Here is a 14,297-nt window from a genome sequence, read left to right as displayed (position 1 = left end):
TTGAAAGGCCAGTCCGCTATCCCGGACTGGCTTTGATTATTTAAGATCTTGTTTCTTTTTCTTACAATGCAAACGAAACCGGAAGGATCATTTCCGCATCTACTTTTTTACCGTCTTTCTCTCCCGGGATCCAATTCGGCATGGAAGAGACTACACGAAGTGCTTCAGCGTCCAATTCTTTGCTGACACCGCGTTTAACAGTCGCTTTTGTTACTTTACCGTCTTTCGTAACCACAAAAGAAACAATCACTTTTCCGGTGGTTTTGGATTTGACTGCTGATTCCGGGTAACGTACATTAGCGATCATGTACTTCGTCATTGCTTCCATTCCGCCTACATATTCAGGCATTTTGTCAACTTCCGTTTCCTGGGGTACTGCACTATGCATCTCTGTAGTGCTCTCAACTTTGTCCGGGATAACGAAGTAGATATCCTTCTCCTTTGTTTTGCTTGCTTCTTTCGAAACCTGTTCTGTTTTCTTATCAGGAACTACTTGTTTTTTAGGAGCCGGTTTGACTTCTTTGGTGGTTTTAGATTTAGATGCCGGAGTCTCTTTTTTGGTGCTTTTCTTCGTAGGCTCCTGGTCAGGCGAAGTAAATGAGATCAGCGTAAAACCTCCTGCGATAAGCGGCAGGGCAAGTGCAGTAATCAGCACTCTTTTCGATGTTTTTTTCATGATTTTAATGCGTTTAATCAGCGTGAGCTTTGTCATAAACTGATTGGTGAATAAATATATGGATGAACTAGTTCCGAGGGAATACGCCAGCAGGAATTCCATGTAGCCGACGCGGTATTTGTTGTACATGATCCTGTCCACTTCGAATTCGTGGATATGGACCAATTCTTTTTTCAAGAGCAGAAAAACAGGATTAAACCAGGAAAAGCAATGCAGGGTTTCCAGGAATAAACGGTCTGCAGAATGGTATTTTTGAGCATGTATCTTCTCGTGCTGGAAGATAATTTCCCGGTCGTACTCCGAAAGCCCGGCAGGTAATTGAATGAACCGGAAGAAGGAGGAAGGTGCTTCATTCGGGAGTTCTACCAATGTAAATCCTTCTTCTTGGGTGCATTTTGCTCTCAGAAAGACCTTGAGTACCCGGTAGATATTAATCAGCATCCACACGGAAAGCGCTCCGACTCCGAGCCAATAAGCAATTTCCAGTAAGATCATATAATCAAAAGGAACTGCAGCTGGTTCTTGTGCACCAGTAATACTTACTTCCTCCAGCTCGAAAACCGGAATGTTGTAGCTCCACGATGATTCGGAGATACTGGCATGTTTAATCCAGACAGCCAGTCCGGAAAGAATAGGAATTGAAAGCAGGGAAAACCGCTGCCACCCGAAAGAAAGGAAGCGCTGTGTGAGCTTGAAAACACCGAATAACAAAGTGATTACGACGTTTGCTTCAAAAAAATACCACAAGTAATTATTCATGACGCTCCTTTTTTATGATTTCAAGTAATTCGTTCACATCATTCAGATCCAGGTTGTTCTCCTTCATAAAGAAGGAAAGCAGTTTCGCATTCGAGTTGCCGAAATAGTTTTCCTTTAATGACCGGAAACGCTGCGCAGAATAGGCTTCTTTACTGATCGTCGGGTAGTACTCATTAGACTTCCCATAGGTTTTGTATTCCACGAAGCCCTTTTGTACCAAAACACGAATTACTGTCAACACCGTATTGTAAGCCGGTCGCGGCTCTTCCAGCTGTTCATGGATATCTTTTGCAAATCCTTTTTCAATAGACCAGATGGCCTGCATGATTTGTTCTTCTGCGCGTGTCAATTCCTTTTTCATACCGCAATGATATAATTACTTTTTTAATTACACAACTATATTTATAAATATAAATGTTAAAAATTAATTTGTACTTCTGTTTTTCTTTGTTTCCAAGGGGTTTTAAGGGTTTTAAGAAAAAAAATATTTTTTTTCTGACAATTCTCTGACAATTGAAATCCAAAACGGAACGCTCATCGTAGGTCATTAAAACAGCAACGATGAAAAAATTCTTCAAACGCACATTAAAGGTATTGGGAGTATTGGTCCTGGGCCTTTTCTTAACAGCCTTTGTATGGGCAAACTGGGAAAAACCGTCACCGGGTGAAATGGCTCCGGTAGTTGACTTTCTGCAGTATGATACTCAAAAGGCTGGAGATTCTGCCAAAATTCAAGGTATTCGAAAAACCCTTTCCGGGATCGAAGGTGTTCGTGGAAGTACGTTCAATCCTGCGAGCGGGTTGTTGGTCGTTTCATACGGAGTTGCAGACACAGACCGTGAACTGATCGAACAAACGATTCGAAATACTCACCAGGTAGAACTAAAAGAGAAAATATTTGAAAAATCAGGCCCCAAATGTCCGATTGATGTATCCTACATTGTTCGGGTAAAAAGGTTTCTGTGTGTAAGAGATTAAAAACCCTCAATTTAAAATTTAACAATTATGAAAAGATCAACATTTATGGTGGTTGCAGGACTTTTGTCCGTTTCCATGTTAACAGTTAGCTGTAAAAAAGAAGAGAAAGACGATACACCTGCTCCAACCCCCACACCGACGCCGTCTTTGTATACGCGTCTTGGAGGTGATGGAGCGATTACCGCTGTTACCGACCAATTCATTCAAAATGTGTTGGCAGATCCTACTATTGCTGATAATTTTCAGGCAACAGGATCAGACCCTTACAGATTCGCACTTTTCCGCGAACGTTTAATTGACCAGTTATGTGCAGCTACTGGTGGGCCTTATACTTACACAGGTGCAAACATGTACGATGCGCATGATGGAATGAATATTACAGATGCTGAGTTTGGGGCACTTGTAAGTGCATTGGTTGCTTCCCTGAATCAATTCAATGTGCCGGCTGCTGAGCAGAATGAATTGCTTGGTATTTTAGGACCGATGCAGACAGACATCGTTGGACACTGATTTCATTAATTATTGAGGAATTAATCCCGTTTGAGTAGATTCAGACGGGATTTTTTGCGGTTAAAAGGGTTTAAAAAGTGCTGAGAAGTCAGAAATAAAAAAGGGAATTGAAAGTCTGCAGATTATCCGTTCGAAATTCTGTAATTTAGACCAATGAACGAACTGGAACGTAACATAGCAGCACTTTTTGAAGTGAGATCGGAAGATCTGAAAACAATCAGTTCTCATTTTCGACCAGTTACCTTAAACAAAGGAGGAACGTTCTTCAAAGAACACGGTTACTGCAACCAGCTTGGATTTGTGAAATCAGGTTTGCTGCGTGAACATGTTAACCTTCCTGAAAAGGAAATTACCAAATGGATCGCAACACCCGGTTATTTCATAACTGACCTCAATAGTTTCCTCTTTGATAAACCTGCCGTTTCTTCCTTACAGGCATTGACAGACTGTGAATTGTTTGTGATCAGCAAAGAGGATTACAGGAATATGGGTAAATCCATCCCAACGTGGAATACCGTAGAAAAATTGTTCATGGCGAAGTGTTTTGCTACCATGAGCGACCGGATTTTGGCATTTATTTCCATGACAGCCGAAGAACGCTACATTCAATTGTGGAATACCAATAAAGAACTCTTCAACCAGATCCCGTTGCAATATTTGGCATCCATGCTCGGTATGACTCCCGAAACGTTCAGCAGACTTCGGAAAAAACTTACCGCCATTTCTTGATATTTGTCAAGAGCAGGCTCCTTCTTTTCATCGAATTTTGTTCCATCAAACGATTAACATTCAATTCAGATGAAAAAGGAAATTAAAACACAAATCATCATAGAAGCAACTCCCGACCGTGTTTGGGAAGTATTGACCGATTTTGAAAAATACTCCGGCTGGAACCCATTTATCAAATCCATACAGGGAAAAGTGCATACAGGTGAGAAGATCATTGTCCGGCTGGAACCTCCCGGAGCAAAAGGAATGACTTTTAAACCAAGAGTATTGGCTTTCGACAAGAACGAGCAATTCCGATGGATCGGTCATTTATTCTTTCCGGGCTTATTTGACGGTGAGCATCGCTTCGAACTGATCGATAACGGAGATGGAACTACGACATTTATCCAGGCTGAAAAGTTCAAAGGAATTTTGGTGCGCATGTTATCCAAAATGCTGGACGGAAGTACGCTGAACGGTTTCAAAGCCATGAATGAACACCTGAAAATAGAAGCGGAGAAATAATTACGAATTACTTCCGTCAGCTGACGGAACGAATTACGAATTGTTTTTCGGATAACTATTTCTGTTGTCTCAAAGTTCTTTAGCAGGGGCAAAAAGATTGTTGAGAGGTATTGAAATCTATTGGATAAAAAGAAAATTTGAAGCTACAAAGGTTTAAAAACTTTCACAAAAGCATTCAATCGGTTCATCCATCCTTTTAGGAAAACAGCGTTTTTGCCCTTTGCAATCCGCTGAAAGAAAGCCGCACGCTGTTTTAACAGTTCGTCGAACAATTCTTTCGCTGGAATGGCATTAGCCGCAGCAATGGTTTTGGGACCTATCACTCCGTCAATGGAAACCGCCCCGCCTTTCTGGTTGATTGCCCGTTGAAGCGTTAAGCCCGCTTGCCTGACGCCGGAACCCCAGGCAATGGTAGTCACCATGAAACCAATCGATAAGGAATTGAAAGAAGCTGCCTTTACTTTTGAATAATAAAGCGAATCGAAAACAATGAACCAATCTGCATTTGACATTTCAAAGAAACGCTGGTCGTTTAGTTTTCCGAATTTTTTGCGCCAAACGGCGTAGGTAATTCCAGCATTGGTATGCCATCCGGTTTTGCCTTTGAAAGGAGTTGGACAAGGTGTTTTGCTTGCAGAGTCGGAAGTGTGTCTGCTGAGACCGCCTTCCCATTTTCGTTCGAAAACGATAAAATCTTCTAGTGTCATGATGTGAATAGTAAATGTTTTGTAAAGATGAGCCAAATTTTAAAACGGCACATCATTGATTGTGATTATTAATAAGTTAATTGAACCTGGATGTTTTTCAAAATGCTAATTTACGACACGAAGTCCGTAATTTTTTTACGAAGTTCGAAATCAGTTTGATGTGATTTGAAAAGAAAACCGGATGGATTTCCGGGTCCATCCGATCTCTCCTTGCATCCGGAGGCCTAGGTTTTATAACGTTAAGATCTTTATCATGACAAAGCTTTAGACATAAACGGAGCTTTTTTGGATTTGGTTGGAAATTGGTCAGAAAAGTTCCGGCTTCTTAAAAAGAAAAATCGGATGAATTCGTTAATCCACCCGATTCTCCGTTATGTGAACCTTGCTTTTAATGCTTTTCAGTGGGGGAGACTTTACTCTTCGGACTTTCGTTCCAGTATTGCATAATAATGAATGAAATAGCTACCGCACAACCGATGCCTTCGGTAAAGAGCGTTAATGCCGCCTGCCCTAAAGTAATGTGGTTGTTCCAAAGTATTCCACCTTCAAATTTGCTGATGAAATCCGGCTCGATGAACATGGCATAGATCACAAAACCAATCAATGATAAACTGACCGTTATCACATTGGCCAGGATCAATGAAACCCAGGCATTCAGGTAATTATTGTCGACATTGTTCTTGTGATTCAGTTTCGCCAGCCTGTTTGTAAAGAAAATAATAATCAGGATGTTTAAGAATCGGAGAAAAGTGACATGTTCCAATGAGAATAGTTTCGTTAGCAGGAATAAAGCAACAATGCCTGCAAAGCTGTAAAGCCCGTAGCGTACGGATTGAGATCGAGTGTCCATAGTGATAGAATTTAAATGTGATCAGAATTTACGTGAAAATGATCGGATATCCAAATTTATTTTCAGGTAATGCATTTAATATCAATCAGCTACAAAAGAAAATCGGGTGAATTTGACTATCCACCCGACTTTCCGATTTGTCAAGAGTTTTACTCTTTGGCGGGTTCCACAGGAACACATTTGTTGTCCGGGGTTCTTTCATTCCAGTACATCACATTAATGAATGATACTGCTAAAGCACTACCCATACCCTCAAAAAACAGGATAACGGCAGCCTGATCTATTGTTACATGATTATTCCAAAAGATACCTCCGTCAAACTTGTTTATAAAGCCAGGTTCGATAAAATTGGCGTAAACCACAAAGCTGAATACTGACAACCCTACTGTAATCACATTGGCCAGCATCAGCGAGCCGAACGCCTTTAAGAAGTTGTCGTCGTCATCCAGCTGGCGGTTCTTTTTAGCCAGTCTATTTGTAAAGAAAAACACGATGAATACGTTCAGGAAACGTAAATAACCGTTGTTTTCCAATGAAAACAATTTCATGAGCAAAAATAGGACTGCAATACCTGCAAAACTATAGAGTCCATAACGGACATGTTGATATTTCGTATTCATAACTTTGCTTTTTGAATGAGATAATAAATTACAATAAACCGTATTGGATTCCAAGTATTTAACATTTTAAAACACTTGAGAACTCAAAATGAAGGATTGAAAATGAGTAGGTACGCAATGCATTACGTGCCTACTCATTTTTTCAAGGTTCGGAAGATTTTGACAAACGTAATTCGGAATTATGTACATTAGTAACATTAATTCGAACCCTATGAAATTCGTACTTTATTCTTTGGCAGTTAGCGTCTTGCTTGTTTCTTGTGGAAACCCGGCTGTTCCAGATTCGGAAGCTGATCGCAACGGAAAGATAGCTGTTGATGAAAAAAAACCGATCCAATTAAGTGCAGCCGACCTTTTCAACGGGGAAAAAGTGCGCTTGTTCCTTTATCAGAACCCAAAGGCAAACCCGGAATCCAATAAATTGTTTTTAAGTGCCCTGGACGAATTCAAGAATAAAAAGAACCTGCAGGCTGCAAGCGATGGATTCAAAGCTTCTATTGCGGCATATCCGAATGCAAAGTCTTATTACGAACTGGGAAATGTATTCATGGAAATGAAAAATTACCAGGCAGCACTGGATGCTTATTCATTAGCTGAAAAATTGGGCTATGAACCTTTCTCGAAGGTCATGTTTAATGTAGCATGTGCGTATTCCCAGTTAAAGAACTTCCCCATGAGTGCCGATTACCTGCAGTTCGCCATTCAATCCGGATATGTGAATATCGATAACATCGAAAAAGACAAGGATTTGGCAAACCTGCGTGAGAAAGAGCCTTACTTATTCAAAAAATACATGGATCTTGGCCTGAGCGGTGTTTCCGATGTGGAGAATTTGCATTGGCTGCAATTTAAACGCATGTTTGTTCAGGCTACTTTTCCTGTCAACCTGAATATGGAACAGGGAAAAGTGGTGTACGATGACAAGAACCGTATTTCCTATGATTACGAGCGTTTTGTGTCTGAAATGCGCAATGAGCGTTTTTCCCGGGACGTCAGTAAAGGATTTTACAATTTTGTACAGGTTGCAGAAAAGCCTAATTACGTGGCATTAATTTACGTAATCAGGGAAGAATTTAATGGTGACCAGAGCCCGCTGACTTACCGCCTGGTGACATTTTCAAAAACAGGAAAACTGATCGATAAGAAAACAATTGCCGGTCGCGAGGATTATTCGGAAATGCTTAAAATGTGTACGATCAACAAAGATCTGACGTTTACGATTACCAACTATGAAACAACTTTTGAGAAAGACCCGGAGGAAGAAGGATATTATGAAAACCCGATTGTTTCAAAAAAGAAAATAGACTCGGAAAAATACCGCATTGATGCTTCCGGGAAGATCCTTTACCTGGAAGGAAAAACATTTGCAGAAGCTACTGCGTTGCTTAACGGCTGGCTAATAAACGTTTTATAAGCCCTCGTTGAATAAAAATCTCAGCAATAACCAGGTTCAGCGTCCAGCTTAACCAGGAAAGCAGGATGTATAGATTTACGGGATCCATTTGAAGGTAGAAAACATCGAATAAATAGGAGTACAGTCTCAGTGAAACTGCCGATAAGGTCAATGCATAACTGCGGACCATCCATTTTCCGTGTTTTTCGTAATCCTTTTTGCGTACGTAATGGTAAGCCAGGTAAGTTGTTCCCAACCAGAGAATACTTAAGATCACAAAACTCGCCTGGGCAGGATAACCGCCGTTTGCATATAAAGACATGACTAAAGCAGCCGGGCCTGAGATCAATAACGTGACAACCAGGTAAATGAATCCGGAAATGCGGTGAATCCTGGTGTACTTGCTCAGAATTGTTTTGCTGAACTGCAGTAAGCCGCTGGTAATAATCAGGACGCTGGTAAATACATGGATGTAAAAACTGTATTTCCAGTGTTTGATATGGTATATTAACTGTTTAGTCTTCAGGAAATCAATACCACGGCGTATTTCCAGGTAAGGAACCGACAATAGAAGCAATAAATACGAAGCGTAAAGAATACCGATAGCAAAGAATATCCAGGCTGTTTTTCTCATTAAACCTTCCTGAATTAGTAATAATCCGGGTAAATACTCAACTCATTAGGTCCGTCAAAACTAGGCATTTCGTCCTCTTTTTGTGTCAGTTTGAAAGTCATGACCTGTTGTTTGAAATGCGTGTTTTTAGACCAGTTGATGACAATGGTCTTTTTGTCGGTAAATTTCCAGGAACCTTTGATAATTTCCTGCTGTTCATTTTCCTGTCCGTCCGGATAATAAGTATAACGCAGAATCCCGTTTTCCCTGAACTCCACGTATCCGCCGTTCAAATTGGAGTAAGAGAAAATATCCATGAAATTGTCTTCCGTGATCTCACCACCGTCGAAGTAAGATTTCTCTTCCGAACCGGTAGTTTTTTTACTGGACTGCTTTTTCAGCTTGAATGTTTTAGACTTGATTTTCGGATTGTTGGCTTTCCAGCTTGCTTCAACACTACCATCCTTCTTTGAAATAATCAAAGTGAAAACGCCGTCAAATTCATTGTCTCCGGGCTCGTTCAGAGTCAACTCGAAATGGTCCTTTTTCTGTACGACCGAACCGCTGACATTGCGCTGTAAACCTTTGTGTACGTTGTAGCCTATTGCTTTTTTATCGTTCACATAAGTTAGAACGATATTGATGAAACCATCCCCGAAATCGCCGGTATATAATCCTTTAAGTGTGTCAAAATCAGTTTGAGGAAACCATTCTTCTGTTGAAACAGAATCAACGGATGTTTTTTCTGCGGTAACGTTATTCTTAGTTGCATCAGTATCTGATGAACAGGAAGTACTTAGTAGTAAACCGGAAATTCCGACAAATAATGCGAAAGGTGTTTTCATAAAGCAATTAATTCGAAGCTAAAATAAACTTTTTGACAATAACAAACCGATTCGAAGGATTCACACAGCCGAATGTTTAAAGAAATGTCCTCTGAAGTTGGCCAAAAAAACTATTTTTGCGGTTAAGATTAACGATTTACAATGGAAGAATTCATTATTGATAAGATTGAAGAAATTGCTTTTTCACGTGTTAAACCAAGTGATTCGTTGTGGCAGGAAAAAGTATTGGATTCAATTACAATTGTGGAGTTGGTGGTTGAATTGGAGAATGAGTTTGGGATTAAGATTCCGTTTAATGAAATCGTAGAAGATAATTTTGAAACTGTAGAACGCATAGTTACATATTTGAATTCCAAGAAATGAAAAAAATCCTGCCGGGTTTATTCAAGTACCACCTCATTCCAATAGCAATTTCCCTGGGAGTTGTTTACCTGCTAAATTTCCTTGTAATATCTTTTTACAAACCAGATAAAACACCGGAACGTATTGTGTTGTCTGGCATCGCTTCGGGCGAACGCGGTAGTTTTGCGGATTTCTATAACAAACAAACAGAGATCGAGCTGATCGGTTCATTGAGTGACAAGAAGAAACTGACTATTTTCGGTTCATCTGAACTACAGGGAGAGCTATATTCGAGCTATTTCTTTTTGCCCGACAGTATCGGTCTTCCAACGATTGCTTTCGGACATGAACACCATCAGAATTTGAGTATTGCTTGTGAATTGCTGGCTGCAGGAGATAAGTTGGAAGGAGCCAATGTGTGTGTAATTCTTAGTCCGGGATGGTTTGAAACGGAGGGAACCAATATTGAAGCGTTCCTGGAATTTGTACGACCGAATTTTCTACGCCGCATTATTCACGATCCATCCATTCCGCTCAGTAATAAATTACGTGTAGCAGACTTTGTTAGGGATTTTTACAGCGACATCAACAATCCGTCGGTGGAATTGACTTATTTGAAGAATATGAGTCTTTACGGGAGGTATTCCTGGCTGCCGGGCAAGTTTAATGACCTTCCGCTGGATCTGATCCCACATGTGGAGTATGAAATTACTTCAGGGCCAAAAACGTTGAAACCGACGGAGAGAAAGTTCTTCAGTTGGGCTGCATCAAAGAAAAGAATGGAAACAGAATTCCTGAAAACTTGCAGAAATAATTCGGCGTATGTTGATAGTGCATACTATGTAGAGAACTTATTGAAAGATGGAAAACACAAAAGGGGAAGAATGATCCCGGCTTCTTCCGAAAGGGAGTTTGAAGATTTTCAATTGGTAGTAGAAATTTTAAAACGCCATCACTGCAAAGCCTCTTTTATTCTTCAGCCACTTAATCCTTATCATTTCAGATACATGTACCGGTTCACCGAAACCCAAAAAAAGATCAAACAGGAAGTAGCCAAAGCGGGTTTTTCTATACTGGACATGTACGTTATCGATAAATCACGCTATGTGCCTGGAACGTTGAAAGACGTAATGCATCCGGGCAACAGGGGATGGATGGAAATGAACGAATTTTTAGTCAAACAATACCGGAACATGTATGAATAAAAGGAGGTTTTTAATGAATACGCTGATTTATATCTTACTTCTTGTAGGATATTATATGTTCTATGTTGCACAACTTGATTCGTTTTTTAATCGTTCCCAGGAACAGAATCCCACTTCCAAGGTGAATTTTATTTACCAGCAATTTTAATCGGATGGGAAAATTGAATCACATGCTGCCGTTTACGGAATCAGGATTCTTCTATTTCCTGTTATTGGGAGTAGCTTTATTGGTTATTTGTAAACGTTTGTTTTCACGGAAACTGAAATATCCGTATGTGCTGGCACTCATTAGTTTGACTTACATTATCCTGTACTTCACAAAACCGGTACAAATTATCGGGTTGATGGCCTATTTTTACCTCATTTATCTGATTTTTGCCCGGGTGTTGAAATTTTCCGGGTTGTTGCTGCCGGTCATTTTGATCTCGCTGCCAATGATCTTTATGAAGACTCTGAACATCCTTCCTACGGAAGAACCGGGAGCTTTATATACACTGGCAACCATTTTTCAGGTCGCTGGAATTTCGTTTATGACCTTCAAAGTGATCCAGCTTTATATCGATGAGGGACAAAAAGAAGAACGGGTTTCCGTACTTGATTTTTTCAACTTTGTAGCCTTTGTACCGACTTTGCTGATCGGGCCGATTGATCGTTTTGCACGCTTTAAGGAGAATGTAAACAAAGGATACGAATCCATGACTTCTGAGCTTTTTTTGGACGGATTGAATGATCTTATCCGTGGGTTGCTCTATAAGTTTATTATTGCACATGCAATTCTGGTGATGATCCTGGATCAACTGGAGAATGACGGAACAATCCTTTTCCACCTGGCGAATATGTATGCTTACCTGTTCTATTTATTCTTTGATTTTGCCGGTTATTCCCTGCTTGCCATCGGAGTGGGAAAAATGATGGGGATCCATGTTCCGATCAACTTCAATAAACCGTTCCTGGCGGTAAACCCGAAGGATTTCTGGAAACGCTGGCACGCAACTTTGGGAGATTGGCTGAACGATTATTTTTTCAAGCCTATTTTCAAGGAATTAACCACCAAAAAGCGGTTTAAACCTATTCAGAGACAAAACCTGGCTTTGTTCCTGACTTTTACCCTGATGGGATTCTGGAACGGATTCGAATTGCATTACATCCTGAGCGGTATGCTTTTCGGGCTTTTTTCCATCACGCATAATTACTATGTTTATCGGTGTAAAAAGAAAGGAAAGGATGTGTTCTTCGGGAATTTGTCACCGGGAGCTATCCGGTTCATTTCAATTTTCCTGATGTTTAATTCGGTAGCTTTTGCCATTTACGTGTTCAGTGGTAAGATCAGCTACCTGTTTGATAAAATATTCTAAGCGATGAGGTTCTGTTTTGATACCAAACAATTTACGGATCAGGCTATTAATCCGGATAAACTGGCTGTAGTAGGTGAGAACGGTGAAATTACCTGGACTGAATTTGAATCGCGGGTAACCGATTTTTGTACATTTTTCAAAAGCAAAGGCTGGGATCAGTTAAAGTTTCCTGTGATCCTTTACGGACACAAACAGGTCGAAATGATCGTTGCTGTTTACGCGTTGATGCAATTGGAAGTTCCTTACATTCCGGCTGATGTCATCTACCCGAAAGACCGCGTGGAATCGATCAAACAGATCTCCAAAACGAACCTGATCATTAATTGTTCGGACGAAGAACTGGATTTTCAGGACGTTTCCATTTTGTCGTTCCGAAACAATGCATTTGAGCTTTCTCAGGAAGCTCCGGTTATTCTTGCAGAAGAGAAGCCCACGGATCCATTGGTGTATTTGATCTTTACATCCGGAAGTACCGGAGAACCAAAAGGCGTTCAGATCAGTACCCAGGCAGTGCGCGATTTCACGCAGTGGATGCGCGAAGATTTTGGTTTTAAACCGCATGATGTCTTTATCAATATCGCTGTTTTGAGCTTCGACCTTTCCGTTTATGAATTGATGTCTTTCGGAGCAATTGGTGCGACTTTACTGCTGAATTCCAAAACAGTATCCGAAAATCCGGACTTGCTGATGGATCGGGTTCAGAAATACAACGGAACGATTTGGGTTTCTACTCCTTCCTTCTCATTTATCTATTCCCGGATTGATGAAGTGAGCCGATTGGACAGCATTCGTTATTTCTTATTCTGTGGAGAATTGCTTCCTCATAGTTTGGCAAAAGTATTGGTGGAAAAGTTCCCGAAAGCGATAGTCTACAACACTTACGGACCAACAGAAGCGACCGTTGCTACAACCATGATCGAAATAGATGCGGCTATCTTGGACAAACACCCGATTTTACCGGTTGGAAGATCAAAGCCGAGAAGCAGGATTCTGATTGACCAGGACGAGATAGTGATCGTTGGAAAAAATGTTTCGCTGGGTTATTTGAACCGTCCGGACCTGAATGTGGAGAAATTCATTACCATAGAAGGTGAACGCGGATTTAAAACAGGAGACCAGGGTTATCTGGAAGATGAAGTGTTGTTTTTCAAAGGCAGGAACGACGACCAGGTAAAACTGCATGGGTTCCGCATTGAATTGAATGAAATCACCTCAGTTCTGAACGATTTGGACTTTGTGCTCCAGGCAGAAACCATTCCTTTGAAAAGAAACGGGGAAGTGAAGAAAATCGTGAGTCTGATCCAATTGAAAACCGGGGTGGACGAAAGCAAAGACTGGAAGGCTGAAATACTGGAAGGACTGAACAGTAAGCTGCCTTATTACATGATTCCATCCGATTTTAAATTCATTGATAAAATGCCTTTAAACCAGAATGGTAAGGCCGACAAGAAGATGCTGGAACAGTTCTACCTTGCAAAAAGCTAAAATGAATGTATAAGTTGAATATCCGTCGAAAGGATATGTCGATTTAAAAGCTTATTTTTGAACTTTCGAAGAAAATTTATGGAATACAACACCACGAGACCGAAGTTATTACTTCCGGAGTATGGTAGAAACGTACAAGAAATGATTTCTCACGCGATGGAAATCGCAGACCGCGATGAGCGCAATAAAGCAGCCAGAGCAATTATTGAAGTCATGGGACAGTTAAACCCGCATTTACGTGACGTAGATGATTTCAGGCATAAATTATGGACGCATTTGTTCGTGATGTCTGATTTTAAATTGGACGTTGATTCTCCTTATGAAATCCCAAAACCCGAGACACTTACCAGTAAACCGGACCAGATGGATTACCCGAAGGGCCGTATCAAGTATGGGCATTACGGGAAGTATACACAGGAAATCCTGAAAGATGCTAAGAGCATAGCTGCTGCTGATGAACGTGATTACCTGAAGATCACTATGGCAAACTTCATGAAGAAGCAGTATTTGGCTTACAACAATGATGCGGTGGAAAATCATGTCATTGCTAATCAATTGCGAGACCTTTCGCAGGGAGAATTGATCCTGGAGAACCCGGATGAATTGATGAATACCAACCTGATCCTGAAATCTTTCGGAATTCAGCCGAACAAGCGCCCGAAAAAGAATCAGAAAAACCAAAAGAACTTTAAAGGAAAAAACAACCAAAATCGTAATAAGAATTAA

17 protein-coding genes are annotated in these 14,297 nt (G+C 40.6%); 10 read left to right on the top strand and 7 right to left on the bottom strand.

The window, feature by feature from the left end; genetic code table 11:
- Positions 1-61 precede the first annotated feature (61 nt).
- On the bottom strand, positions 62-1,435 hold the full coding sequence (locus QZT69_RS02525; RefSeq protein WP_294670207.1) for a TonB family protein: 1,374 nt from the start codon (positions 1,433-1,435) through the stop codon (positions 62-64).
- Positions 1,428-1,796, bottom strand: coding sequence for a BlaI/MecI/CopY family transcriptional regulator (locus tag QZT69_RS02520; protein WP_294670205.1), 369 nt, complete (start codon positions 1,794-1,796; stop codon positions 1,428-1,430). The genes QZT69_RS02525 and QZT69_RS02520 overlap by 8 nt, the downstream gene beginning before the upstream one ends.
- A gap of 200 nt (positions 1,797-1,996) precedes the next feature.
- Here QZT69_RS02520 and QZT69_RS02515 point away from each other — a divergent pair, with 200 nt between their 5' ends.
- The 4 genes from QZT69_RS02515 (at position 1,997) to QZT69_RS02500 (ending at position 4,156) form a co-directional block, all read left to right on the top strand.
- Entirely contained in the window at positions 1,997-2,413 is a 417-nt protein-coding gene (locus tag QZT69_RS02515; RefSeq protein WP_294670204.1) for a heavy-metal-associated domain-containing protein, read from the top strand.
- 27 nt (positions 2,414-2,440) lie between these two features.
- Positions 2,441-2,923: a group 1 truncated hemoglobin gene (locus tag QZT69_RS02510; protein WP_294670203.1), complete on the top strand. Its 483-nt coding sequence runs from the start codon at positions 2,441-2,443 to the stop codon at positions 2,921-2,923.
- 153 nt (positions 2,924-3,076) lie between these two features.
- Positions 3,077-3,652, top strand: coding sequence for a Crp/Fnr family transcriptional regulator (locus tag QZT69_RS02505; RefSeq protein WP_294670202.1), 576 nt, complete (start codon positions 3,077-3,079; stop codon positions 3,650-3,652).
- 69 nt (positions 3,653-3,721) lie between these two features.
- Positions 3,722-4,156 carry an SRPBCC domain-containing protein gene (locus tag QZT69_RS02500; protein WP_294670200.1) on the top strand — a complete coding sequence of 145 codons (435 nt, stop codon included), beginning with the start codon at positions 3,722-3,724 and terminating at the stop codon, positions 4,154-4,156.
- A gap of 143 nt (positions 4,157-4,299) precedes the next feature.
- On the opposite strand, the gene QZT69_RS02495 is transcribed toward QZT69_RS02500, so the two are convergent.
- The 3 genes from QZT69_RS02495 to QZT69_RS02485 form a co-directional block, all read right to left on the bottom strand.
- The gene (locus QZT69_RS02495) at positions 4,300-4,863 is read right to left on the bottom strand and encodes a putative peptidoglycan-binding domain-containing protein (protein ID WP_294670199.1); all 564 of its coding nucleotides are present in this window, start codon (positions 4,861-4,863) and stop codon (positions 4,300-4,302) included.
- Positions 4,864-5,251: 388 nt separating this feature from the next.
- Positions 5,252-5,713, bottom strand: a complete 462-nt coding sequence (locus QZT69_RS02490) for a hypothetical protein (protein WP_294670198.1) — start codon at positions 5,711-5,713, stop codon at positions 5,252-5,254.
- 149 nt (positions 5,714-5,862) lie between these two features.
- Entirely contained in the window at positions 5,863-6,333 is a 471-nt protein-coding gene (locus QZT69_RS02485; protein WP_294670195.1) for a DUF4199 family protein, read from the bottom strand.
- Between the two features lie 211 nt (positions 6,334-6,544).
- Here QZT69_RS02485 and QZT69_RS02480 point away from each other — a divergent pair, with 211 nt between their 5' ends.
- Entirely contained in the window at positions 6,545-7,747 is a 1,203-nt protein-coding gene (locus QZT69_RS02480; RefSeq protein WP_294670193.1) for a hypothetical protein, read from the top strand.
- Here the strand turns inward: QZT69_RS02480 and QZT69_RS02475 are convergent.
- Together QZT69_RS02475 and QZT69_RS02470 are read right to left on the bottom strand one after the other, a co-directional pair.
- The gene (locus QZT69_RS02475; protein WP_294670192.1) at positions 7,719-8,360 is read right to left on the bottom strand and encodes a DUF2306 domain-containing protein; all 642 of its coding nucleotides are present in this window, start codon (positions 8,358-8,360) and stop codon (positions 7,719-7,721) included. The genes QZT69_RS02480 and QZT69_RS02475 overlap by 29 nt on opposite strands.
- Positions 8,361-8,374: 14 nt before the next feature.
- Positions 8,375-9,184: a hypothetical protein gene (locus QZT69_RS02470; RefSeq protein ID WP_294670190.1), complete on the bottom strand. Its 810-nt coding sequence runs from the start codon at positions 9,182-9,184 to the stop codon at positions 8,375-8,377.
- A gap of 141 nt (positions 9,185-9,325) precedes the next feature.
- Between QZT69_RS02470 and QZT69_RS02465 the strand changes: the two genes are divergently transcribed.
- The 5 genes from QZT69_RS02465 (at position 9,326) to QZT69_RS02445 (ending at position 14,297) form a co-directional block, all read left to right on the top strand.
- On the top strand, positions 9,326-9,547 hold the full coding sequence (locus tag QZT69_RS02465) for an acyl carrier protein (RefSeq protein ID WP_294670188.1): 222 nt from the start codon (positions 9,326-9,328) through the stop codon (positions 9,545-9,547).
- The gene (locus QZT69_RS02460; RefSeq protein WP_294670186.1) at positions 9,544-10,731 is read left to right on the top strand and encodes a D-alanyl-lipoteichoic acid biosynthesis protein DltD; all 1,188 of its coding nucleotides are present in this window, start codon (positions 9,544-9,546) and stop codon (positions 10,729-10,731) included. The genes QZT69_RS02465 and QZT69_RS02460 overlap by 4 nt, the downstream gene beginning before the upstream one ends.
- Before the next feature lie 152 nt (positions 10,732-10,883).
- The gene (locus QZT69_RS02455) at positions 10,884-12,086 is read left to right on the top strand and encodes an MBOAT family O-acyltransferase (protein WP_294670184.1); all 1,203 of its coding nucleotides are present in this window, start codon (positions 10,884-10,886) and stop codon (positions 12,084-12,086) included.
- A gap of 3 nt (positions 12,087-12,089) precedes the next feature.
- The gene (locus QZT69_RS02450; RefSeq protein ID WP_294670183.1) at positions 12,090-13,571 is read left to right on the top strand and encodes an AMP-binding protein; all 1,482 of its coding nucleotides are present in this window, start codon (positions 12,090-12,092) and stop codon (positions 13,569-13,571) included.
- A 78-nt stretch (positions 13,572-13,649) separates the two neighbouring features.
- Positions 13,650-14,297: a DUF4290 domain-containing protein gene (locus QZT69_RS02445; protein ID WP_294670182.1), complete on the top strand. Its 648-nt coding sequence runs from the start codon at positions 13,650-13,652 to the stop codon at positions 14,295-14,297.

This window comes from uncultured Fluviicola sp. (assembly GCF_902168135.1).
Classification (GTDB): Bacteria; Bacteroidota; Bacteroidia; order Flavobacteriales_D; family Crocinitomicaceae; genus Fluviicola.
This window is presented reverse-complemented; position numbering and strand designations above follow the sequence as displayed.